Origin of the sequence: Microbispora triticiradicis, assembly GCF_005864065.1 — a bacterium.
Taxonomy (GTDB): domain Bacteria; phylum Actinomycetota; class Actinomycetes; order Streptosporangiales; family Streptosporangiaceae; genus Microbispora; species Microbispora triticiradicis.
In genome coordinates this window covers 201025-225185 of record NZ_VANP01000005.1, presented here as the reverse complement: position 1 = coordinate 225185, position 24161 = coordinate 201025, and the positions used below count along the sequence as shown (strand labels likewise).

14 protein-coding genes and 1 pseudogene are annotated in these 24161 nt (G+C 71.9%); 6 read left to right on the top strand and 9 right to left on the bottom strand.

Annotation, left to right across the window (positions count from 1 at the left end):
- The first annotated feature begins 195 nt into the window (after positions 1-195).
- Complete coding sequence (locus FED44_RS15140; RefSeq protein ID WP_138461066.1) at positions 196-2694, top strand: ExeM/NucH family extracellular endonuclease; 2499 nt, start codon at positions 196-198, stop codon at positions 2692-2694.
- A 117-nt stretch (positions 2695-2811) separates the two neighbouring features.
- On the opposite strand, the gene ctaD is transcribed toward FED44_RS15140, so the two are convergent.
- Positions 2812-4497 (bottom strand): aa3-type cytochrome oxidase subunit I, encoded by a 1686-nt coding sequence (gene ctaD, locus FED44_RS15135; RefSeq protein WP_111701034.1) that lies wholly within the window; start codon positions 4495-4497, stop codon positions 2812-2814.
- 127 nt (positions 4498-4624) lie between these two features.
- Between ctaD and trxA the strand changes: the two genes are divergently transcribed.
- Positions 4625-4990: a thioredoxin gene (gene trxA, locus FED44_RS15130; RefSeq protein WP_111701033.1), complete on the top strand. Its 366-nt coding sequence runs from the start codon at positions 4625-4627 to the stop codon at positions 4988-4990.
- A 95-nt stretch (positions 4991-5085) separates the two neighbouring features.
- Here the strand turns inward: trxA and FED44_RS15125 are convergent, their stop codons facing one another.
- Positions 5086-6420 (bottom strand): class II 3-deoxy-7-phosphoheptulonate synthase, encoded by a 1335-nt coding sequence (locus FED44_RS15125; protein ID WP_396700325.1) that lies wholly within the window; start codon positions 6418-6420, stop codon positions 5086-5088.
- A gap of 11 nt (positions 6421-6431) precedes the next feature.
- Positions 6432-7682 carry an FAD-dependent oxidoreductase gene (locus tag FED44_RS15120; RefSeq protein ID WP_111701032.1) on the bottom strand — a complete coding sequence of 417 codons (1251 nt, stop codon included), beginning with the start codon at positions 7680-7682 and terminating at the stop codon, positions 6432-6434.
- 169 nt (positions 7683-7851) lie between these two features.
- Here FED44_RS15120 and FED44_RS35800 point away from each other — a divergent pair, with 169 nt between their 5' ends.
- The gene (locus tag FED44_RS35800; protein ID WP_165900698.1) at positions 7852-8019 is read left to right on the top strand and encodes a hypothetical protein; all 168 of its coding nucleotides are present in this window, start codon (positions 7852-7854) and stop codon (positions 8017-8019) included.
- 91 nt (positions 8020-8110) lie between these two features.
- Here the strand turns inward: FED44_RS35800 and FED44_RS15115 are convergent, their stop codons facing one another.
- The 3 genes from FED44_RS15115 to FED44_RS15105 form a co-directional block, all read right to left on the bottom strand.
- Complete coding sequence (locus tag FED44_RS15115; protein WP_111701031.1) at positions 8111-9124, bottom strand: phosphotransferase family protein; 1014 nt, start codon at positions 9122-9124, stop codon at positions 8111-8113.
- Positions 9124-10014: an aldose 1-epimerase family protein gene (locus FED44_RS15110; RefSeq protein ID WP_138461065.1), complete on the bottom strand. Its 891-nt coding sequence runs from the start codon at positions 10012-10014 to the stop codon at positions 9124-9126. The genes FED44_RS15115 and FED44_RS15110 overlap by 1 nt, the downstream gene beginning before the upstream one ends.
- A gap of 593 nt (positions 10015-10607) precedes the next feature.
- Complete coding sequence (locus tag FED44_RS15105) at positions 10608-11930, bottom strand: GH1 family beta-glucosidase (protein ID WP_111701029.1); 1323 nt, start codon at positions 11928-11930, stop codon at positions 10608-10610.
- 149 nt (positions 11931-12079) lie between these two features.
- Here FED44_RS15105 and FED44_RS38620 point away from each other — a divergent pair.
- Positions 12080-12190: pseudogene (locus FED44_RS38620) on the top strand (helix-turn-helix domain-containing protein); the annotation flags it as partial.
- A gap of 352 nt (positions 12191-12542) precedes the next feature.
- Here FED44_RS38620 and FED44_RS15095 read toward each other — a convergent pair.
- From FED44_RS15095 to FED44_RS15085, 3 genes are read right to left on the bottom strand one after another with little or no spacing between them, the layout of a single operon-like run.
- Positions 12543-13946, bottom strand: coding sequence for a 2-oxo acid dehydrogenase subunit E2 (locus FED44_RS15095; RefSeq protein WP_138461064.1), 1404 nt, complete (start codon positions 13944-13946; stop codon positions 12543-12545).
- On the bottom strand, positions 13943-14920 hold the full coding sequence (locus tag FED44_RS15090) for an alpha-ketoacid dehydrogenase subunit beta (RefSeq protein ID WP_111701027.1): 978 nt from the start codon (positions 14918-14920) through the stop codon (positions 13943-13945). Before FED44_RS15090 ends, FED44_RS15095 begins: the two co-directional genes overlap by 4 nt.
- Entirely contained in the window at positions 14917-15828 is a 912-nt protein-coding gene (locus FED44_RS15085) for a thiamine pyrophosphate-dependent dehydrogenase E1 component subunit alpha (protein ID WP_244301948.1), read from the bottom strand. Before FED44_RS15085 ends, FED44_RS15090 begins: the two co-directional genes overlap by 4 nt.
- 558 nt (positions 15829-16386) lie before the next feature.
- On the opposite strand from FED44_RS15085, the gene FED44_RS37325 reads away from it, so the two are divergent.
- Both FED44_RS37325 and FED44_RS15050 read left to right on the top strand, forming a co-directional pair.
- A complete protein-coding gene (locus FED44_RS37325; RefSeq protein ID WP_244301947.1) occupies positions 16387-22530 on the top strand; it encodes a non-ribosomal peptide synthetase/MFS transporter in 6144 nt (2047 codons plus the stop codon).
- Positions 22527-24161 carry a class I adenylate-forming enzyme family protein gene (locus FED44_RS15050; protein ID WP_138461062.1) on the top strand — a complete coding sequence of 545 codons (1635 nt, stop codon included), beginning with the start codon at positions 22527-22529 and terminating at the stop codon, positions 24159-24161. The genes FED44_RS37325 and FED44_RS15050 overlap by 4 nt, the downstream gene beginning before the upstream one ends.

The window sequence follows — 24161 nt, the reverse complement described above, 5'->3', positions numbered from 1 at the left end:
GCGCAGGGAGCTGAGCCGGTGGGCTGAGCCGGGGGCGCCGGGCCCGCCCGATGGACCGATCCAGCACCGGCCGCGCCGCGCAATGGCAGCACGCGCACTGCCGTGCCGTACGCAGATCGTCAAATTAAGCCAATGTTTTACTAAAGACACCATTTGGTCCTGGTGTTGAGGGGGCTTGCCCTTAAAGTCCGGGGCATGCGTGCTCTCTCCCGAGTCAGCGCCGCCGACCACCCCGGTGGTCGCGGCCTTCGCCGCCGTGTTCGCGGGCGGGCCGTCGCCGTGCTCGCCGCGGCCGGCCTGTTGCCCGTCCTCGCCACCGCCATCTCCCCGGTGCCCGCCTCGGCCGAGCCGGGCACCGCCGTGATCAGCCAGGTGTACGGGGGCGGCGGCAACACCGGCGCCCCCTACACCAACGACTTCGTCGAGTTGTTCAACCGCGGCACGGCCACGGTCAGCCTGGACGGCTGGTCGCTGCAGTACGCCAGCGCGACCGGCACCGGGTCGTTCGGCTCCCAGAAGCAGAACCTGTCGGGCTCGCTCGCCCCCGGGCAGTATCACCTGGTCCAGCTTTCGGCCGGGACGACGCCGAGCGGCGCGCTCCCGGCGCCCGACACCGTGGGCACGCTCACGCTGAGCGGCACAGCAGGGAAGGTCGCCCTGGTCCGCTCGGCCACGGGCCTCGCGTGCAACGGCGGCTCCATCCCCTGCACGCCCGAGCAGACCGCGCAGATCGCGGACCTGGTCGGATACGGCAACGCCAACTACTTCGAGGGAACGGCGGCGGCTCCCACGCTGAGCAACGCCACGGCCGCCCTGCGGGCCGGCGGCGGCTGCGCCGACACCGACGACAACGCCGCCGACTTCGCCTCGGGCGCGCCCGCCCCGCGCAACACGGCCACGGCGCCGGCCCCCTGTGGCGCGCCGTCGCCGTCGGCGACCCCCTCGGCGACCCCGTCGGAGTCCCCTTCGGTCACGCCGTCGCCCTCCGTCTCTCCCTCCGTCTCACCCTCTGCCTCTCCCTCGGCCACGCCGTCCGCGTCGCCGTCGTCCACCCCCACCGGGGATCCCTGCGGCGTGTCGCCGGACCGGCAGATCGCCGAGGTGCAGGGGAGCGGGACGGCCTCCCCGCTGACCGGGCAGACGGTCCGGGTCGAAGGCGTCGTGACCGGCGACTTCCAGCGCACCGACCAGCTCAGCGGGTTCTACTTCCAGGACCCGACGCCCGACGCCGACCCCGCCACCTCCGACGGCCTGTTCGCGTTCGCCCGCGAATCCTTCAAGGACGTCAAGGTCGGTGACCGGGTGCTCGTCACCGGCCGGGTGGCCGAGTTCAACGGCCTGACCGAGCTGTCGCCGGTCACCGCCGTCGACGTCTGCGGCACCGGAAGCGTCAAGCCCGCCGACACCGCCCTGCCGAGGGCCGCGGGCACGACCTTCGAGCCGCTGGAGAACATGCTCGTGACGTTCCCCGAGCCGCTGACCCTCACCGACCACTACAACCTCGGCCGGTACGGCGAGGTGACCGTCGCGGCCGGAGGCCGCCTCTTCCAGCCGACCGACCGGAACGGCGTCGACCCCGCGCTCGACGCGCGGCGCTCCCTGCTGATCGACGACGGCTCGACGGTGCAGAACCCGGCCACCATCCCGTACGTCGGGACGCGGGGCGTCCCCCGCCTGGGCGACACCGCGTACGGCGTCACCGGAGTCCTGACCTACGGCTTCGACGTGCACCGCCTGCAGCCCACCACCGAGATCCGCTTCGCCCGCACCAACCCGCGCCTCGGCACCCCCCAGGCGGTGGGCGGCACGGTGCGGGTGGCCAGCCTGAACACGCTGAACTGGTTCACCACGCTCGGCTCCCGCGGCGCGAACACGGTCGTGGAGCAGCAGCGCCAGCTCGCGAAGATCGTCGCCACCCTCCAGGGCCTCGACGCCGACGTCGTCGGGCTCATGGAGGTGGAGAACAACGGCCAGACCGCGGTCCAGGCCCTCGTGGACGCGCTCAACGCCAAGGTCGGCGCCGGCACCTACAAGGCGCTCACCCACCCGTACCCGGGCGGCGACGCCATCCACGTGACGGCGATCTACAAGCCGGCCAGGGTCACCCCGGTCGGCGCCGCCAGGTCGTCCACCGACCCCGTCTTCCGCCGCCCGCCGCTCATCCAGGAGTTCCGCCGCGTGTACGGCGGGCCGTCGTTCACGCTGGTCGTCAACCACTTCAAGTCGAAGGGCTGCGACACGGACGCTCCCGCCCCGGACCAGGAACACGGCCAGGGCTGCTACAACGACGAGCGGGTGCGGCAGGCCAGGGCCGTGCTCGGGCTGATCGACAGCATGCACCTGACCAGCCCGCTGGTGATCGGCGACCTCAACGCGTACGGCGAGGAGGACCCGATCCACACTCTGGAGCAGGGCGGGCTGGTGAGCCTCACCAAGCGGTTCGTCCCCGAGGCCCTGCGCTACAGCTACCTGTTCGACGGGCTGTCGGGCGAGCTCGACCACGCCCTCGCCGGCGGCGAACTGGCGAGCCGGGTCACCGGGGCGACCATCTGGCACGTCAACTCCGACGAGTCCCGCATCCTCGACTACAACACGGAGTTCAACCCGCCGGGGCTGTACCAGCCCGACGCGTTCCGCTCCTCCGACCACGACCCGCTGCTCATCGGGCTGGACCTGCCCGGCGGCAAGGGCTGACGGTCCGCACGTGAAGGAAGGGGCCCCCGGAGACGGGGGCCCCTTTCCATGCCGCCCCGGGACCTGTGCCGCCGCGGGACCTGTGACGCCCCGGACGGGCCAGGCGCAGTGGGCGGCTCACGCGTTGGGATCGAAGAAGTCCCGCTTGGTCTCCGGCGGCTCGCCCGGCTTGCCGCCGGCCCTCGGGTAGCGCAGGTCGAAGGCGGGCCGCTCGGAGCGGATCGGCGGGATCGACACGAAGTTGTGCCGCGGCGGCGGGCAGGAGGTGGCCCACTCCAGCGAGTTGGCGTGCCCCCACGGGTCGTCCACCGTGACCCTCTCGCCGTGCCGCCAGGTCCAGAAGAGGTTGTAGATGAACGGCAGGGTCGACAGCCCGAGCAGGAACGCCCCGACGCTCGACACCTGGTGCATCCAGGTGAAGCCGTCGTTGGCCGAGTAGTCGCCGTACCGCCGGGGCATACCCTGCGCGCCGAGCCAGTGCTGGATGAGGAACGTCAGGTGGAACCCGATGAACAGCATCCAGAAGTGGATCTTCCCGAGACGTTCGTTCAGCATCCGCCCGGTGAACTTGGGCCACCAGAAGTAGAAGCCGGAGAACATCGCGAACACCACCGTGCCGAACACCACGTAATGGAAGTGGGCCACCACGAAGTAGGTGTCGGTCACGTGGAAGTCCAGCGGCGGAGAGGCCAGGATCACCCCGGTCAGCCCGCCGAGCAGGAACGTCACGAGGAACCCCACCGCCCACAGCATCGGCGTCTCGAACGTGAGATGGCCCCGCCACATCGTGCCCGTCCAGTTGAAGAACTTCACCCCGGTCGGCACGGCGATCAGGAACGTCATCAACGAGAAGAACGGCAGCAGCACGCGCCCGGTGGCGAACATGTGGTGGGCCCACACGGTCACCGACAACGCCGTGATCGCAATTGTCGCACCGACCATCCCGACGTACCCGAACAGCGGCTTGCGGCTGAACACCGGGATCACCTCGGTGATGATGCCGAAGAACGGGATCGCGATGATGTAGACCTCGGGGTGGCCGAAGAACCAGAACAGGTGCTGCCAGAGCAGCGGGCCGCCCGTCTGCGGGTCGTAGATGTGCGCGCCGAGCTTGCGGTCGATCTCCAGCGCCAGCAGCGCGGCGGCGAGCACCGGAAAGGCGAGCAGGACGAGGATCGAGGTGAAGAAGACGTTCCACGTGAAGATCGGCATCCGGAACATGGTCATGCCCGGCGCGCGCATGCACATGATCGTCGTGATGAAGTTGACCGAGCCGAGGATCGTCCCGAGGCCGGACAGCGCCAGCCCCATGATCCACAGATCTCCGCCGAGCTGCGGGGTGAAGGGCGCGGTCGACAGCGGCGTGTAGGCCGTCCACCCGAAGGTCGGCGCCCCGCCCGCCAGCGACGACCCCACCACCATCAGCCCGCCGAACAGGAACAGCCAGTAGCTCGCCATGTTGAGCCGGGGGAACGCCACGTCCGGAGCGCCGATCTGCAGCGGCATGACGGCGTTCGCGAACCCGGCGAACAGCGGAGTGGCGAACAGCAGCAGCATGACGCTGCCGTGCAGCGTGAACATCATGTTGTACTGCTGCAGGGTGACGAACTGCATCCCCGGCTCGAAGAGCTCCGCGCGGATGATCATCGCTTCGATGCCGCCGACCAGGAAGAAGCAGAACGCGGTGACCATGTACAGGTTGCCGATGACCTTGTGGTCGGTGGTCGACAGCCACGAGGTGATACGGGCGCCGGGGCCCCGGTGGGGCACCAGATCACTCGGCCGTACGGCGTGGGTCGTCATCCGCCTGCTCCTTCGAACGTCAGCTCAAGGGGGTCTCCTACCCGGTGACATGAGGCTCACTGCGAATGGAATGCTTGAATCGTCCGGCTGGTTATGCCCGCTGAAGACCGACTGAAAGGAGTCGCCCATGGCAACCGTCGAGGTGACCGAGAAGAACTTCAACGACATCGCCGACAACGGCATCGTACTGCTCGATTTCTGGGCGTCCTGGTGTGGCCCCTGCCGATCGTTCGCACCGATCTTCGAAAAGGCGTCGGAAGAGCACGCGGACATCACGTTCGGCAAGATCGACACTGAGGCGCAGCCGGGCCTGTCGGAGGGGTTCGAGATCACCGCGATCCCCACGATCATGGCGATCCGGGACGGCATCGTGGTGTTCGCGCAGCCGGGCGCGCTTCCCAAGCCGGCGCTCGAGGACCTGATCAGTCAGCTCCGCGCGCTGGACATGGACTCCATCCGTGCCCAGATCGAGGCGGAGGCCAAGAACGGCTGAGGCGCCGGGCCGTGTCGGCCCGGCCCTCCCGTCACCCCGGACGCGGACCGGCCGGGGCGACGGTGCCGGTCTCAGCCGGACTTCAGCTCCCGACTTCAGCTGGAGCGGTAGAGCTCCGCGACGCGGAAGGCGAGATCGAGCGACTGACCGCGGTTGAGGCGGGGGTCGCAGGCCGTCTCGTACCGCAGCGCCAGGTCCTCCTCCACGATCGCGTGCCCGCCGCCGACGCACTCGGTCACGTCGTCGCCGGTGAACTCGATGTGGATGCCGCCGGGGTGCGTGCCGAGGGCGTGGTGGACCTCGAAGAAGCCCGCGACCTCGTCGAGCACGTCGTCGAGCCGGCGGGTCTTGTGGCCGCTCGGCGCCTCGAACGTGTTGCCGTGCATGGGGTCGCACACCCAGGCCACGGTCGCGCCGCTCGCGTTGACCTTCTCGACGAGCGTCGGCAGCGCGTCGCGCACCTTCCCGGCGCCCATCCGCGTGATGAAGGTGAGCCGCCCCGGCTCGTTGTCCGGGTTGAGCTTGTCGATCAGCGCGATGGCCTCTTCCGGCGTGGTCGTCGGGCCGAGCTTCACGCCGATCGGGTTGCGGATGCGGCTGAAGAACTCCACGTGCGCCCCGTCGAGCTGCCGGGTGCGCTCACCGATCCACACCATGTGCGCCGACACGTCGTACGGCAGGCCCGTACGGGAGTCGATCCGGGTGAGCGCCCGGTCGTAGTCGAGGATCAGGGACTCGTGGGAGGAGTAGAACTCGACGGTGTGGAACTCCTCGGGGTCGGCCCCGCAGGCCCGCATGAACGCGAGCGCCTGGTCGATCTCCCGCGCGAGCTGCTCGTAGCGCCGCCCGGCCGGGGACTCGGCGACGAAGTCCTGGTTCCACGCGTGCACCTGGCGAAGGTCGGCGTACCCGCCCTTGGTGAAGGCCCGCGCGAGGTTCAGCGTGACGGCCGAGGAGTGGTAGGCGCGCAGCAGCCGGTTCGGGTCGGGGCGGCGGGCCTCCGGGGTGAAGTCGAACCCGTTGACCATGTCACCCCGGTAGGCGGGCAGCTCGACGCCGTCGCGCACCTCGGTGGGCTTGGAGCGCGGCTTGGCGAACTGGCCCGCCAGCCGGCCGATCTTGACGACCGGGACGCGGCCGGCGTAGGTCAGCACGATCGCCATCTGCAACAGCGTCTTGAGCTTGTTGCGCACGTTCTCGGCCGTGGCGCCCGCGAAGGTCTCGGCGCAGTCGCCGCCCTGCAGGACGAACGCCTCGCCGCGGGCGACCGCGGCCATGCTGTCCTTGAGCTGGTCGCACTCGCCCGCGAAGACCAGCGGAGGCAGGCCGGCCAGCTCCGCGACGACCTTGTCGAGCTCACCGCGGTCGGGCCAGTCGGGCTGCTGGGCCGCGGACAGGTCACGCCAGGTGTCGAGGTTCGATGCGCTCACGGACACCAAGGTTATTGCACCGCGTCCCCTGTGGCCCCCTCCTTGTCCATCTGCTGAGATCCTTTCACTCGTGGCGGAAGACGGACGTGCTCGGGGAGCACGCCGAGGCCGACGAATCTGGGCAGCAGCGAGCGGACCACCGGCACGCGGGTGAGATCGGGAATCCGCCGTACGGCGCCGGAGGCGAGGGCGGGCCGGACGAACCGGTCCTGCACCAGCCGCTGCGCGGTCTGGACGACGACCGTGGGTATCCGACGGCGGCGCTGCACCCTCGCCAGCAGCGCCGAGGGCGCCCGGCCGCGCAGGAGGGCGGGCCCGACGATGTTGGCCGTCGCGACGGCGTCCTGCACCGCGAGGTTGATCCCGACGCCGAAGATCGGCGACATCGCGTGGGCCGCGTCGCCGATCAGCAGCAGCCCGGGCAGGTGCCAGCGGGAGACACGGTTCACCTCGACGCGCAGCACGCCGGCCTCGTCCAAGGAGCGCAGTTCGTCCACCCGGCCGCCGAGGAAGGGCAGCAGCCGCCGCACCCGGTCGCGCAGTTCCGCGACCCCCTGCGCCCGCAGCGCCTCGAAGCCGCCCTTGGGGATGACGTAGGCGAGCTGCCAGTGCGTCTCCCTCACGATGGCGACCATGAGCTCGCCGGCCGACGCCCGCAGGAACGGCTGCCCCGGATCGCCGGCCTCGCGCGACAGCCGGAACCAGACGACGTCCATCGGCGCGCCGAACCGCCGGGGCGCGAGACCGGCCGCCTGCCGCAGGACGGAGTTCCGGCCGTCCGCCGCCACCGTCAGCGCGGCCCGGATCTCGTGCTCCGCGCCGTGCTCGTCGCGGTAGCGCACCCCCCGGACGGCGCCGCCGTCCCGTACGAGGTCGGTGACCGTGGCGTTCATCAGCAGGCGGAAGTTGGGGTAGCGGCGCGCCTCGCCGGTCACGAGGTCGAGGAAGTCCCACTGCGGGACGAAGGCGATGTACTTGTACCTGCCGGGCAGCCTGCTCAGGTCGGCGATGCGCACCCGGCCCTCGTCGGTCTCCAGGGACATGGTGCGCGCCTCGAAGTGCGGCAGCCGGTGGAACGCCTCGGCCAGCCCGATCTCGTGGAGCACCTGAAGGGTGGAGGGATGGATCGTGTCGCCGCGGAAGTCGCGCAGGAAGTCCGCGTGTTTCTCCAGGAGCGTGACGTCGACGCCCGCACGGGCCAGCAGCAGCCCGAGCATGGCCCCCGCGGGCCCGCCGCCCGCGATTACACATGTCGTGTCCATAATTCATCACCCGTTGAGATTGTCGCACGAGCGGCTCGGGGACTCCATACCCGGCAGGCCACCAGATGGTGACCCCCGGGAGCGGGGAGGGGCGAGGAGAAGCGGGCCTACCGGAGCGGACCACGGCGCGCTATTTTGTGATCAGTAGAGTCGGCTGTGAGGAGTCGTCGTGATTGCTCGTGTCCCCCGCGCGCCGCGTGTCGCGGCCGGAGCGATGGTCCTGGCCTTCGTGGCCTCGGTGACCGTCGGCGCCCCCGCGGCCGTCGCGGCGACCGGCGACGCCGAACCGCACACCGGCACCGGCTGCGGCTCGCAGTCCCTCGTGCTGGACGCCTGACCCGGAACGGACCACACCCCCGTGACCCTGGGTGGTCACGGGGGTGTGGCGTGCCCGTCGGACAGTGTGACGGGCCGGGCGGGAGCCCGGTTCAGACGCGGGCGTGTGGCCCGTGCTGTCGCAGGCCGGCCCTCAGGGTGTCGAGGGAGCTCGCGAGTGATCGGGTGGACAGGTCGCGGATGCGGCCGTAGGACTCCTCCGGGTATTGCCGGGGGCCGTCCTCCACGAGCATGATCAGGTAGAGGTAGACCCGGTAGAGGGCGAGCCGGATCCGGGCTCCGTCGCCGAGGTCCGCTTCACCGCCCTCCGCCCGGTAGCCGACGAGCAGCGGGTCGTCCTCGCGTAACTCGCCGAACAGGGTGGGAGTGACGAAGTCGGCCAGGGGATCGCCCCAGAAGGCCCTCTCGAAGTCGATGACCGCCTGGATGCGCCGGTCGCCGTCGAGGAACACGTTGCCGGGCCACACGTCGAAGTGGACCAGCGCCGGGGTGACCACCTCGTCGAGGACGTGCGTGTTCCTGTGGACGAGCCCGGCGATCTCCACGATCGTCGCGGGGAGCCGGGTGTTGTAGTGGACGGCGTCGTCCAGCACCGCGCCCATCATGACGAGGAACGCGTCCCGCCACGTCCGGCCGGTCAGCCCCGCGTACGGGTAGCCGAAGACGCCGGTGCCCGGGATAGCGTGCAGCCGGGCGAGATGGCGGCCCAGCTCGAACCGGACCGCGTTCTCCTCCGCCGGGCCGAGAGGGGTGTCGCTCCACGAGGTGCCGTCGAGGGCGGACAGGACGAGGTAGTCGCCGCCGAGAGCCGGGTCGTCGAACGAGGCGCGCAGCAGGTCGGGCATCGGCAGCCCCGCGGGCTTGGCCAGGTGGTAGACCATCGCCTCGGTGCGCAGCAGGTGCCGTTCGTAGGTCAGCATCCGGAGGTCCGGCGGCGGCCCCACCTTGAGGACCACCTGGCGCCCGTCGTCCAGCCCGAGCCGCCACACGGCGTTGGCGAAGCCGTCGGTGAGCTCTTCCGAAGAGGTCAGCCCGCAGCCCAGCGCGTCACGGGCGATCTCGCCGAGCTGCGCGGGGGACAGTCGTCTCTTGGTCCTGCTGTCCATCAGCCTTCCTCGTTGACGGCCGCGATGGTCCACGTGGCCTCGTGCTTGTCCCCCGGCTGCAGGACGATCAGATCGGTGCCCGAGTTGAACGCGTCGGGCGGGCAGGTCATGGGCTCCACGGCCAGCCCCTGGTGGCCGAGCCCCGTACCGGTGCAGATCTGCACCCACGGCATGACCGCCGGGTCCCAGGTCAGGTCCACCCCGCCCTCCGGGCCGCGCACGCGCACCCGGCCGTCCGCCACGCCGGTGAAGGCGTGGTCGACGGCGGTCTCCCCGATGACACGCGGGGCCCTGAAGTCGTACGGCGTGCCCGCCACGTCCACCAGGTCGGTGGGGGCGAGCAGTTCGTCGGTGAGCAGCACCCGGCCGGCCGGAAGCTCCAGCTCGTACGTGGTCACGTCCGGCCCGGCGAGCAGCCAGGGGTGCGGCCCGCAGCCGTACGGCGCGGCGCTCTCGCCGACGTTCTGCGCGGTCAGGGTGGTGGACAGGCCTTCCTCGGAGAGCGCGTGCCGCACCTCCAGGGAGATCCTGTGGGGATAGCCCTCGACCGGCTCCACGATGTACGTCAGCCGGACGTGGCCGTGGTGGTCCTCCACCACGAGCAGTTCCGCGCACTCCCAGTCGCGGTCGGAGACCAGGCCGTGCAGGGCGTGACCGCGGTCGGGCTCGTTCACCGGCAGGTGGTGACGCCGTCCGTCGAAGGCGTACTCGGCCCCGACCACCCGGTTCGGCCAGGGAGCGAGCATCGTGCCGCTGTAGTAGGGGACCGGCCCGCCCTCCGGCCAGCTCGTCACCAGGTCGCGGTCTCCGTGACGCAGCACCCGGAGCGCGCCGCCCCGCTCGCTGATCGTGGCCTGGTAGCCGCCGCCGGTGATCGTGTAATCAGGCACGGGGGGAGTCCTTTCGCTGACGCGAGGTCAAGAAACGGGTCATCTGCCGGTGTGCAGGGACTTTATCCCAGCTCATCGCCCTTGATCCAAGCGGGGTGGGGGATGAGTGGGAGCGCTCCCACCGGAGGTAAAGCTAAGTCTTTCCGACGAACGCGTCAACTTATTCCGGGATTGTGGTGTAGATCGGTATAACGGCTTTGAATTTGCCGTTCCACGGCGTCTCGCTGCACGTGCATGGGAAACCGCCCACCTGACCGCGCTGAAAGTTTCAGCCGCTCACGGCACGTGTCGCCGCCCCTCGCCGGGCGAGGGCCGGCGGGCGCGTGCGAAACACGCGGGTGTGCGCGCCGTGCTCTCCGGGCCGGGCGGCCCGGAGCGATGGGCAGAGCATGCCGAGCCCGTGGGCCCGGCAGCGGACGGGCGGCCCGGAGTCAGGGCCCGCGGAGCCGGATCCGGCGAGGGCGGCCGGCCGGGGCGGAACCGGCCGGGTGGATGGCACAGCCCTGCGGGGCGGGTGGCACGGCCCTGCGAGGGCCCTGCGAGGGCCCTGCGAGGCGGGTGCCGCCGCGACCGCGCGGAGCGCGGCCCTCGCGTCAGCGCAGTTCGCCGCTCTTCACGACGTCGCGGTACCAGAGCGCGCTGTCCTTGGGGGTGCGCTTCTGCGTCGAGTAGTCCACGTAGACGATGCCGAAACGCTGGCTGTAGCCCTGCGCCCACTCGAAGTTGTCGAGCAGCGACCACACGTGGTAACCCTCCACCTGCGCGCCGTCCTCCATGGCGCGGTGCATGGCGGCCAGGTGGTCGCGCAGGAACGTGATGCGCCGCTCGTCGCGGACGCGGCCGTCGGGGCCGGGCGCGTCCTCCGTGGGCAGGCCGTTCTCCGTGATGATCATCGGTACGCCGGGGTAGTCGCGCTGCACCCGCACCAGGATGTCGTGGAAGCCCTCGGGGTAGACCTCCAGCCATTCGGCCTGGGTCCGCTCGTGCAGGAAGACCCGCTCGCCCTTGGCGTCCACGAAGATCGGCGTGTAGTACTGCACGCCGAGGATGTCGATGGGCTCGCTGATGACGGCGAGGTCGCCGTCCAGGATGTAATCGGCCATCGGGCCACGCTCGGAGATCCAGCGCAGCGTGTCCTCGGGGTAGGAGCCCTTGAAGATGGGGTCGAGGTAGAGCCGGTTCTCCAGGCCGTCCTGGTGTCGGGCCGCCTCAAGCGCCTCGGGAGTGTCGTCGGCCGGGTACGTCGGGTGGAGGTTGAGCGCCGGCCCGATCCGGCGTCCCGCGTGCCGCTCGTGCAGCACCCGCGAGGCGAGGCCGTGGGCGAGCAGCAGGTGGTGGCAGGCGACGAACGCGCGCGCGTCGTCCTTGAAGCCCGGCGCGTGCTGACCTTCCCGATAGCCGCAGTCGACGACCGTCTTGGGCTCGTTGATGGTCAGCCAGTCCCTGATCTCCAGGGCGTCGAAGCAGATCTCGGCGTACTCGGCGAAGCGCTCGGCGGTGTCCCTGTTCTCCCAGCCCCCTCGGTCCTGCAGCGCCTGCGGCAGGTCCCAGTGGAAGAGCGTGGCCATCGGCCGGATGCCGCGTTCGACGAGCCCGTCGACGAGCCTGCGGTAGAAGTCGAGGCCCTTCTGGTTGGCCTTGCCCGAGCCGGTCGGCTGGATCCGCGGCCACGCGATCGAGAAGCGGTAGCTGCCCAGACCGAGATCGGCGATCAGGTCCAGGTCGTCGTTGTAGCGATGGTAGTGGTCGGCGGCCTGGTCACCGTTGTCGCCGTCGAGCACGTTTCCGGGAACCGCGCAGAACGTGTCCCACACCGAGGGCCCGCGGCCGTCCTCCGTGGTCGCGCCTTCGACCTGGTACGCCGCGGTCGACGCACCCCAGACGAAGTCGGTCGGAAACCGTGCGGGTGAGTTCATGAGAACCTCCGGTGGATACCCCCGCCTTCGGGCGGGAGCGGAATCGGACCCCTTGCGGAGCGGGGCATGGGCAGGCGGTTGTCTGCCAGGCGGAACGCCGTACGAACAAAGGTGCGAACCTTGGCCGGGCGGGTGGCTTGATGTGCGGCGTGGCGCAGATCGTGAGGCGGGCTTACCGGTACCGCTTCTACCCGACTCCCGAGCAGGCGTCCGAGCTTGCCCGGACGTTCGGGTGTGTGCGTGTCGTCTACAACAAGGCCCGTCCGATTCCCGATCTGACCGACCAGGACGGCAGGGTCACCAACCCCGGCCATGAGCGGGCCGGCCGCAGGCGCATGGGCAAGGCCCAGCGCTCGCTCGCGCGTAAAGCGGCGGGCAGCGCGAACCGGGCCAGGGCCCGGCTGAAGGTCGCCCGCGCCCGGATCGCCGACCGGCGCCGGAACGTCAACGCCGCCAAGAATGTCCTCGCCGCCGGGCCGGCGGAGAGGTGAAACGCCTGTGGAGCTGGTGTAAGACCTCGACGAGAGCCCTCTCGGACGAGGCGACCGGCAATGAAGCAGGAAACCCGCCCGGTGACGGTCGGAATGCCCTCCCTTCAGGGAGGGGATGAGGTCAACCATTCTCGGTGAGGAAACGCGCGGGTGATTCGAGCGCCGACCGGAGTTCGCCGAGGAACTCCGCGGCGTCGCGGCCGTTGACGAAACGGTGGTCGTACGCGAGGCCGATCGCGGCGGTCTTCCGTACGGCGAAGCCCGAGCCGTCGGGGACGACTTCCGGGCGGGGCGCGGTCAGCGAAAGCGCGCACGTCTGGCCGGGGAAGACGATCGGGACGGCGTGCACGATGCCGTCGCTGGTGTGCAGGGTGAGCGTGATATTGCCTCCTTCGAGGTCGCTTTCCCGGAAGGACCCGGTGAGGGCCGTCTTGCGGAAACCGACCAGGTCGCGGGCGATCTCGGCGAGCGGCCGGTCGGCCACGTCACGGACGACCGGGATGAACAGCCCCCGGCCCACGTCGACAGTCACGCCCACGTTGGCGGCGGTGGCCCGCCGCAGGCGCGGGCGAGGGCCGGGGCCGGGCTGGGCGAAGAACACCGGGAAGCGGTCGAGCAGCCCACCCGTCGCCTTCACCACCATCTCGGGCAGGCCGACCAGGGCGCGCAGCCTCCGGGTGAGGTCGCGGGCGAGCGACAGCACCTCGGTCACGTCGACGCTCATCACGGTGAAGGCCGCGGGGATCTCGCGCCGGGACCGCTCGACGACCTCGGCCGTCCGCTGCTGCGCCCGGGACAGCGTGATCCACTCCGCGTCGTCGTCCCGGCCCGCGCCGTCGGGCGCCGCCTCGGCCAGGGTGAACTCGGCCCGGCCCGCACCGTTCGGGGTCGAGCCGGCCGGGGCCGGGTGGGCCGTGGCCGAGAGGCCGTCCACGTGCCCCGGCGTGCTCGGCCGGTCGCTCCCGGACGCGCCTCCGCTCGTGGCGGTGCTTCCGGTGGGGGAGGGGCGCGCCGGGCCGCCGAGCAGTTCCTCGACGTCGGCCCGCCTGATCACCTTGCGGCCCAGGGCGTACACCCGCTCCATCGCGACGCCGTGCGCCTCGATCAGCTCGCGGGCGGGCATGGTGACGACGACGCCGGAGCCGTCGCCGGTACCCGCGCCGCCGGGACCGCCCGGAACGGAGTCGCCGGGCGCCGCCGGGAGGCCCGGCCCGCGCGGGTCGCCGCCCGCGCTCTCCGCGCTTCCCGTACTCCTCACGGTGCCTGCCGGGTCTTCCGGGGCGGCCTCGTCACCCGGCCCCAGCAACTGGGCGATCACCTGCCCCGGCTCGCACTCGGCGCCCTCGGCGAGCAGCCGCCGCAGGACGCCGTCCCGCGGGGCGACGACCTCCTCGGTGGCCTTCGACGTCTCCAGCAGCACGACCGGATCACCGTCGCGCACCGCCTGGCCGTCCTCGGCCAGCCACTCGACCAGGACGTACGTCGTGTCGTTGTTGTTGAGCTTGGGCACGGGGAAGCCGGTCACGACAGGGCCTCCCGAACCGCGGCCCGGATGTGGCCGGCCTGCACGAGCACCTCGCGTTCGAGATGGGGGGCGGCGGGAATCACGCTGTCCGCCGAGTTGACCAGGGTGATCGGGCGGCGCAGGCGGCCCCACAGGCGCGGGTAGAGCGCCGTGGCCACCTCGGCCGCCCAGGTGCCGCCCTCGGTGCCGTCGTCCACAACGCAGACGTGCGGCGCGTCCTCCAGCCCGGGCAGGTGGGGCACCGGGTAGAGCTGGGCCGGCACGAGCAGTTCGCAGACCAGTTCGTCCTCCAGCAGCAGCGCCCGCATGGCGTCGAGCGTCCGGTGGACGAGCCCGCCGTGGGTGACCAGCGTGCAGTCGGGCGGGCCCGCGCCGTCGACGTACACCCGCGCCACGTCGTCGGTCACCTCGAACCGGAACAGGTCGCCGGTGTCGTGCATCTGCCGGGTGTAGAGGACCTTGTCCTCGAAGAACAGGCAGGGCCGGGCCAGCTCGAACATCCGGGTGAGCAGGTCGCCGGCGTCGTGGAACGGCGTCATCTCGAACAGGGACAGCCCCGGCACCCCGATGAAGTGCTTCTGCGGGTTCTGGCTGTGGGTGGGGCCGTAGCCGCGGTTGCCGCCCGTGGGGCAGCGGACCACGAGCGGCACCGGCACGGGCCTGCCGTACATCGAGGTGGACTTGGCGGCGAAGTTCGTGATCTGGTCGAACGCCAGGGCCACGAAGTCGGAGAACATGATCTCGACGATGGCCTTGTCGCCGGCCAGGGCCAGCCCGGCGCCGACCCCCGCGATGGCGCCCTCGCTCAGCGGAGTGGACCGCACCCGGGAACCGAACCGGCTGGACAGCCCACGGGTCACCTTGAACGCGCCGCCGTACGGGTCGCTGACGTCCTCGCCGAGCAGGTGGACCGAGGGGTCGGACTCCATGAGATCGTGCAGCGCCTGGTTGAGGTGCTCGGAGACTCTGGTCACGACCGGCCCTCCGGCGACGGAGCGGCGAGGGCAGTGGGGGCGGCCGAGGCGGCGGGCCGGGCGGAGACCTCGGCGACCACCCGTTCGACGAGGTCGCGCTGCTCCCCGTCGATCCGGGCGAACCGCTCGGGATCGGCCTCGGCGTACCGGTCGTACCAGTCGGACTCCCGGACCCGGCGGATCTCCTCCGGCGAGCGGGTGTCGTCGCCCTTGCTGTGCGGTCCGAGACGGTGGGTGGCGAACTCCACGACCAGCGGGGACGGCTCGGCCCGTGCGGCGTCCACCAGCGGGGCGAGGCCCGCCCTGATCTCATCGACGTCGGTGGAGGCGATGTGGTGGTGGCGGACGCCGAAGGCCGCCGCCCGGGCGGCGATCGTGCCGGCCATCTGGACGGACGTCGGGGTCGACTGGGCGATGCCGTTGTGCTCCACCACGACCAGCAGCGGCACCCGCCACAGGGACGCCATGTTGAGCGCCTCGTAGACGGCGCCCTCACCCCAGGTGCCGTCCCCGATGTACGCGCAGGCCAGCGCGCCCGTGCCGGCCAGTTTCAGGGCCACCCCGGTCGCCACCGGCAGGCTCTCGCCCTGTACGCCGGTGGACAGGAAGCGCTGGTGGTAGATGTGCTGGCTGCCGCCGACGCCTCCGCACAGAGCGCCCTCCCGGCCCATGATCTCGGCGAGCAGGCCGTCCGGGTCGGGATGGCGGGCGAGGAAGTGACCATGCCCGCGGTGGTTGCTGAACACGAAGTCGTCGTCCCGGAGCAGGGCCGAAAGGGCGACCGGGACGTACTCCTGCCCGAGGCAGGTATGGGTGGTGCCGCTCAGCACACCCCGCTCGAACAGGCGGAGCAGGGCTCGCTCGAAGTGCCGGATGAGAAGCAGCGAGCGGAGATCCTGGTCGCTCACGGCGGGCCGTGGGCTCCGAGGGGGTGCGGCGGCGGTGACGGTCAAAGGTGGTCCGCTCCTGGTGCGTCACTGACGGAGGGGCGCGCTCGGTCACCGGGTTCCCGGCCTAGGGACAGGAGCACCCATTCTGGGAGCGCTCCCACGGAGCGTAGGTGGGGTAAGGGGTGCTGTCAATCCTCGGCGATAGGGCGATTTGGCTGGTTGTAGCCCATATTGTCCGCGATCTGCGGCAATATCCTCACATTCCCCGTCCTGGGTCTAATAACGGACAGAAACTTCCATGACTCTTGACGAACGAAAGGTCCCATCCCTAGCCTCCGTTGCCGTGGGAGCGTTCCCACTTATGCGTCTTGTTTGAGGGGGGTTACCGGCGCGAAGAGCGGCGAAATTCGCGCCGCGCGCGCCGGCATCAGGCGGGAGGCCCGCCGGCGGTGATTCGGTCACCGTCGTGTCGTCGGCCGCCCGCATATCCGCACCGGCCCGCCGGCGTGCCGGTGCGCGAAGCGCACAGAGGAATGCCATGTTCATAACGCAGGATTCACCCGAGGTGCCGGCGCCGTGACCCGAACCGGTCTCTCACCTGCCAAGCAGGCCCTGCTGGCGCAGCGGCTCAAGGCCGGGAAAGCCGCGAGGGTCACCGTGCCGCCGCGCCCGGCCGGCACCCACCCGCCGCTCTCGCACGCCCAGGAGCGCCTGTGGTTCCTGGAGCAGTACGCGCCGGGCACCACCGCCTACACCGTCGCCTTCGCCGTACGGCTGGAGGGCGGCGAGATCGACGAGACGGCCCTGGAGCGCGCGCTCGCCGAGGTCGCCCGGCGCCACGAGAGCCTCCGCACCCGGTTCGTCACCACCGACGACGGCACCCCGGAGATCGTGCTGGACGACGATCCGCCGGTCGGGTTCCGGGTGTCCGGCGACGCCGCCGCCGTGCACGAGATCGTGCAGGAGGAGCTGGACCGGCCGTTCGACCTCGCGAACGGCCCGCTGCTGCGGGTGCTCCTGGTCCGGCTCGGCGCCCGGGAGCACGTGCTGGTCCTGACGATGCACCACGCCGTGACCGACGGCTGGTCCTGCGACATCGTGATGGAGGAACTGCTCGCCCTGCACGAGGCGTACCGGACCGGGACCGAGGCCGATCTCGCCGCCCCGACGGTGCAGTACGGCGACTACGCGGTGTGGGAACGCGGGCGGACCCACGACGACGACGTCCGTTACTGGCGGGAGCGGCTCGCCGGGCTGCCGCCGCTGGAGCTGCCGACCGACCTGCCGCGCCCGCCGGAGCAGGGCGCCGCGGGCGCCGCCCACCGCTTCGTGCTCGACCGCGCGCTCGCGGACGCGCTGACCGAGCTGGGCCGGGCCAACGGCGCGACGCTGTACATGACGCTGCTCGCCGCGTTCGAGGTGCTGCTCGCGCGGTACTCCGGTCAGGACGACTTCGCGGTGGGATCCCCGGTGTCCGGGCGCGAACTGCCGGAGCTGGAGCGGGTGGTCGGCCTCTTCATCAACTCGCTGCCGATGCGGGCCGACCTGTCCGGCGATCCGGCCTTCACCGAGCTGCTCGGCCGGGTGCGCGAGACGGCGCTGGACGCCTACGCCCACCAGGAGCTGCCCTTCGACCGGCTCGTCGGCGAGCTCGGGGTCGAGCGCGACGTGAGCAGGTCACCGGTGTTCCAGGTGATGTTCGCGCTGCAGAACTACCGGTCGGCCCCGCTGCGCGGGCAGGGCCTGACCCTGTCGGCCTATCCGTTCGAGGTGACCGCGAGCCGGTTCGACCTCGGGTTGTACCTGATGGATCTGGGCGACGGCCTGCACGGCAACCTCACCTACCGCACCGAGCTGTTCCGCCCGGCCACCGTCGCACGCCTCGCGGAGTGCTTCGAGAACCTGCTGAGGTCGATCGTCACCGCCCCGGACACGCGGGTGTCGGACCTGGAGCTGCTCCCGGAGGCGGAGCGGCGCCGCGTGCTCGGCTTCGCCGGCGTGCCGGTGGACGGGCCCGCCGCCGAGGTATCCGGTGCGACCCCGGCGTCACCCGAGCCCACCGCCGCGCGTCCGCACGAGACGACCGCCGCGCGTCCGCACGAGCCGATTGCCGCGTACCTGCAAGAGCCGGCCCCGGCGCGGCTCGCTGAGCCGCCGGCCGCCGAGCATGCGCATGAGCCGATCGCCGCGCGTCCGCACGAGTGGAACGCCGTGAGCCTGCACGAGGTGATCGCGGCGCAGGCGGCCCGCACTCCGACCGCGACCGCCGTCGTGTGCGGCGACGACGCTCTCACGTACGCCGAGCTGGACGCGGCGGCCGACCGGCTCGCCCGGAGGCTGCGCGCGCTCGGCGCGCGCCGCGACGACCGCGTGGCGATCTGCCTGGAGCAGTCCACCGGGCTCGCGGTCGCGGTGCTCGGCGTGCTGAAGTCCGGCGCCGCCTATCTGCCGCTTGACCCGGAGCACCCGAAGAGCCGGCTCGGCTACGTGCTGGCCGACGCCGGGGCCGCCCTCGTCGTCACCAGCGCCGACCTGCTGGACCGTCTCCCGGACGACGTCACCCCCGTGTACCTCGACGACGACCGCGCGCCGGAGCCGCCCGCCGCCGACGGGGAGACCGGGACGCCGGGCGACCTCGCGTACGTGATCTACACCTCCGGCACCACCGGGCGGCCCAAGGGCGTCGCCGTGCAGCACCACGAGGTGCTGGTCTACCTCGCCGGAGTGCGCGAGAGGCTGGAGGTGGAACCCGGTTCGTCCTTCGCCCTGCTCCAGTCGCTCGCCTTCGACTTCGGCGTCACGGTCTTCTACCTGTGCCTGATGACCGGCGGCACCCTTCATCTGGTGCCCTCACGCACCGCCGGCCCGGAGCTGGCGGAGATCTTCCGCCGGACCGGGATCGACTACCTCAAGATCACACCGTCGCACCTCGCCACTCTGCTCGCGTCCGTGAGCGAGGCCACCCTCCCCGCGTCCGGTCAGCTCGCCGCCGCCGGACCGGCCGACCTGCTGCCCAGGAAGCTGCTGCTGCTGGGCGGCGAGGCGGCCCCGCGCGGCTGGGCGGCCGAGCTGGCGGCGACGAGCCGTTGCCGGGTCGTCAACCATTACGGGCCCACCGAGGCCACCGTCGGCGTGACCACCTACGACGTCGCCCGGCTCCCGGCTCCCGACGGCCCGGCCGAGGCGAGCGTGAGCCTGCCGATCGGCTCGCCGCTGCCCGGGGCGCGGGCGTACGTGCTGGACGAGCGGCTGCGGCCGGTCCCCGCCGGGGTGCCGGGCGAGGTCTATCTCGGCGGCGACCGGCTGGCCCGCGGCTACCTGAACCGACCGGGCCTCACCGCCGACCGGTTCGTCCCCGACCCGTACGGCCCGCCCGGGGCGCGCATGTACCGCACCGGGGACCTCGGCCGATGGTCCGACTCCGGCGACCTCGAGTTCCTGGGCCGCCGCGACCTGCAGGTGAAGATCCGCGGCTACCGCGTCGAGCTCGGCGAGATCGAGTCGGTGCTGACCGACCACCCGGACGTCGCCCAGGCCGTCGTCGAACCACGCGGGGAACAGCTCGTCGCCTACCTCGTCCCCGCCGCCGGAAACGCGACCGGAAGCACGGCCGGAGGCACGGCCGGACCGGCCGCCGGGACCACACCCGGGAGCGCACCGGACGGCGAGCCCGGGGAACGGCCCGGGGAACGGCCCGGGGAACGGCCCGGCGCCGCGGCCGTGCGCGCCTGGCTGGCCGACCGGCTGCCCGCGTACATGATCCCCTCCAGGTACGCCTGGCTGGACGAGCTGCCGCTCAAGTCGCACGGCAAGGTGGACCGCTCGCGCCTGCCCGAGCCGGAGGCCGACGTCCCGGCGGCCGAGTACGTCGCCCCGGAGCCCGGTCCCGAGGAGGACGTGGCGAGCGTCTGGGCGGAGGTGCTCGACGTCGAGCGGGTGGGGGCGCACGACGACTTCTTCGCGCTGGGCGGCCACTCGCTGCTCGCGATGCGGGTCATCGCCCGGCTGCGCAGGGCGTACCCGGACCGGCCGGTCACCGTGCTCGACGTGTTCAAGCACCGCACCGTCCGCGAGCTGGCCCGGCTGCTCACGGCCGAGGGGGACGTGCCGCGCTCCCTGCTGCACCGGCTCACCCCCGCCCGGACCGCGACCACCACCCTGGTCTGCGTGCCGTACGGCGGGGGCAGCGCGGTCGTCTACCAGCCGCTCGCCGACGCGCTGCCCGCCGACTGGGCGCTCTACTCGGTCGCCGTGCCCGGCCACGAACTGGGCGAGGAGTCCCGGCCGTTCGACGAGGTCGTCCTCGGCTGCGTGGCCGAGATCGCCGAGATCATGGACCGTAACGGCGGTTCGCTCGTTCTGTACGGCCACTGCGGCCTCGGCGTCATGCTGTCCGCCGAGATCACCCGGAAACTGGAGGCGGACGGCCACACAGTGGACGCGCTGTACCTCGGCGGCGTGTTCCCCTTCGCCCGGCCGGGTCGCGGCATGAGCTGGATCGGGACGTTCTTCGATCACCTCACCAGCGACCAGCAGCGGGTGAACATGCTCACCGCGGCCGGGCTCGACGTCGAGGACCTCGGCCGGGAGCAGATCAAGCTGATCGTGCGCAACCGCCGGGAGGGCACCCGCGCCGCCGAGCGGTACTTCACCCGGATCTTCGAGGAGGGCGGCGGCCCGGCGCTGCGCGCGCCGGTGATCGCCGTGGTCGGCGAACGCGACCCGGCGGCCGAGTTCTACCAGGAACGCTACAAGGAGTGGCACTGCCTGTCGGACGAGACGGCGTGCGTCGTGCTCGACGAGGCCGGGCACTTCTTCCTGCGATACCGGAACACCGAGCTGGCCGACATCGTCACCGGCACGCACGCCGCCCTCGCCTCCGGGCGCACCGAGGGGATGGAACGGGACGAGACCCGCACCTGGTGGCTCCAGGGCGTCTCACGACGACCCGAAGCCGAGGCCCAGGTTGCCGCAACCGGTCGGAGCGGCGTGGACGGTGTCATTCATGACGGCCCGGCGGAGACCGCGGCGAACGGCGTGAACGGCATCGGTCACGACGGTCCGGAACCCGCCGGTCCGGAACCCGCCGGTCCGGAAGCCGCCGGTCGGGACGGCTCCGCGGGCGCGGCGCAGGACGGGCGGGCGGGGCGCGACGGGCAGGCCGGTTCGGCGGACTCGTCTCCACGGGTCGGCCCGCCTCCCAGCATGCGCCGCTTCCTCGTCGTCGCGGCGGGCCAGCTCGTCTCGATCACCGGCTCGGCGCTGACCGAGTTCGCCATCCCGCTGTGGATCTATCTCACGACGGGGTCGCTGGCCAGGTTCGCGCTGTTCTCCGTGCTCGGCCTGCTGCCCGGCATGCTCGTCGCACCTCTGGCCGGCGCCATCGTTGACCGGTTCGACCGGCGCAGGGTCATGCTCGCCGGTGACCTGGCCGCCGGCGGCACCCAGCTCGCGCTGGGGGTGCTGCTGTGGACCGGCAACCTGCAGATCTGGCACATCTATCCGCTGCTGGTGTGCCTGTCCATCGCGCTGACCTTCCAGCGGCTCGCGTACGGCTCGGCGATCCCGCAGCTCGTGCCGAAACGGTTCCTCGGGCACGCCAACGGCGTCGTCCAGATGGCCGCCGGCACCGCGCAGCTCATCGTGCCGCTGATCGCCGTCGGGCTGATGGCGGCGATCGGGCTGGAGGGCATCCTCGTCATCGACGTGGCGAGCTACGCCGTCGCCACGCTCACCATCCTGCTGGTCCGCTTCCCGGCGACGATGGCGTGGAAGCGGCGGGAGAGCGTGCTCGCGGAGATGATGGGCGGCATCCGCCACTCCTGGGGCAACCGGGGCTTCCGCGCGATGCTGTTCTACTTCGCGGTGCTGAACGTTTTCCTGTCCCCGCTGTTCCTGATGATCTCGCCGCTGGTGCTGTCGTTCGCGTCGCTGGCGGAGGTCGGCCGGGTGTCGTTCGCGGGCGGGCTCGGCGCCTTCCTCGGCGGCCTGGCCATGGCCGCCTGGGGCGGGCCGCGCCGCCGCAGGCTGCACGGCGTGCTGCTGTCCACGCTCGCCCTGTCGGTGTTCTGCCTGCTGACCGGGCTGCGCGCGGACCTGTTCCCGATCGCCGCCGGGGCGTTCGGCATGTCGCTGTGCCTCACCCTGCTGAACGGCGTCTACGCCACGATCATCCAGGTCAAGGTGCCGCAGCGGTTCCACGGCCGGGTCATCGCGCTGAACACGCTGGTCGCCTGGTCCACCCTGCCCATCGGGTTCGGCCTGGTCGCGCCGTACGGCGCGCAGGTCTTCGAGCCGCTGCTCGCCCCCGGCGGACCGCTCGCCGGGACGGTGGGCGCGGTGCTCGGCACCGGGCCCGGCCGCGGGATCGGCTTCATGTACGCCTGCTTCGCCCTGGCGATCGCCGCCGTGGCACTGGTCGGCATGCGGATCGGGGTGCTGCGCCGGTTCGACGACGAGGTGCCCGACGCCCTGCCGGACGACGTCGTCGGCTACCAGGCCCTGACCCGGCGGATGGCGTCGGTCCGGGCGGCCGGCGCCGGCCGGAAGGACGGTGCGGGAGACGGCCCGGCAGGCGGCCCGGCAGACGGTGCGGTGGACGTCCGGCCCGCGCGGGGACGGGCGCTGCTCGACGCGGCCGCCCCGATTGAGCCGGCCGGTGAGCCGGCCCCCGTGTCGACCCTCACGTCCGGCCGGGCAGCCGAGAAGGAGCAGGTATGACGCGCACGACGAGGACGCGGAGGACGCCCACGCTCACCGTGCCGGAGTTGCTGCGGCTGCGCGCCCAGCAGGAGCCGGACGGCGTCGCGATGATCGTGGAGGGGCAGGGGACGCTCACCTTCGCGGAGTGGGAGCGCAGGTCGGCCGCGCTCGCCGCCGGGCTGGCGGAGAGGGGCGTCGCCCCGGGCGACCGGGTGGCGGTGCACTTCGGCAGCCGCGACTGGATCGACTTCGCCGTGGCGTTCTGCGGGGTGCTCGAAGCGGGCGCGGTGGCCGTGCCGATGTCCGACCGGCTGGCGCCGGCCGAGATCCGCTACATGATCGGGCACTGCTCGGCGTCGGCGGTGCTGCTCGGCCGGGACCTCTCCCTGCCGCCGGACCGCTCCGGCGCGGCTCCGGGCCCGGCGGCGCCGGAGCCCTGGACCGCGACCCCGGCGGAGCTCGAGTCCGTCGCCGGGCCCGGCTCCCGCCCGGCCGCGCCGCCGGTGCGGCCCGGCGACCTGGCGCAGATCCTCTACACCTCGGGCACGACCGGCCGGCCCAAGGGGGTCGGCGCCAGCCACGCCAACCTCGCCTACGGGTGCGTCACGCAGCCCAGGCACCGCAGGTTCGCCCACTCGCGGCACCTGCTGCACGCCTTCCCGATCGGCACCAACGCCGGCCAGACCATGTTGATCAACGCGCTGGACGCCCGGCCCACCGTGCTGACCCCCGCGCGGTTCACCCCCGGCAGGTTCGCCCGGCTCATCGAGACGTACCGTCCCGGCACCGTGTTCCTGGTGCCCTCCATGGCGGTCGAACTCCTCGACGCCGGGCTGCACGAGCGGCACGACATGTCCGGCGTGGTGCTGCTGGGCTCGGCGGCGGCGGCGCTGCCCCCCGCCCTGGCGGAGCGGCTCGCGGCGGCCTTCCCGAACGCGACGGTGACGAACTACTACACGTCCACCGAGGCCGCCCCCGCCCAGACCATCATGATCTACGACCGGGCCCGGCCGGCCGCGCTGGGACGGCCCGCGTTCGACGGGTCGCTGCGCATCGCCGACGAGGAGGGCAACCCGCTCCCGCCCGGGGAGACCGGCGAGGTGTGGATGCGGTCGCCCGCCGCCAGCAGGTCCTACTACGGCGACGAGGAGGCCAGCGCCCGCGCGTTCCGCGACGGCTGGGTGCGGATGGGCGACGTCGGATACGTGGACGCCGACGGCTACCTCTACCTCGTCGACCGCGAGAGCGACGTGGTCAAGACCGGCGCGTACAAGGTGTCCACGCTCCAGGTGGAGGCGGCGCTGTACGAGCATCCGGGGATCGCCGAGGCGGCCGTGTTCGGCCTCCCGCACCCGGTGCTGGGCTCCGTGCTGGGCGCCGCGGTCGTCGCCAGGTCGGGCCCCGCAGCGGTGGCGGCGACGGTTCCGGGGCCGGCCTCAGGGCCGGTCTCAGGGCCGGTTCCGGGGGCGGGGCAGGGGTTGTCGGCGAGCGAGGTACGCGCCTTCCTGATGGACCGGCTGGCCTGGCACGAGCTGCCCGAACGCATCCTCGTGGTCGACGACCTGCCCAGGAACCAGTCAGGAAAGGTCATCAAGAAGGAACTGCTCACGTTGCTGGGCGACTCCACGATCAGCAAAGAAGGCGAGTGA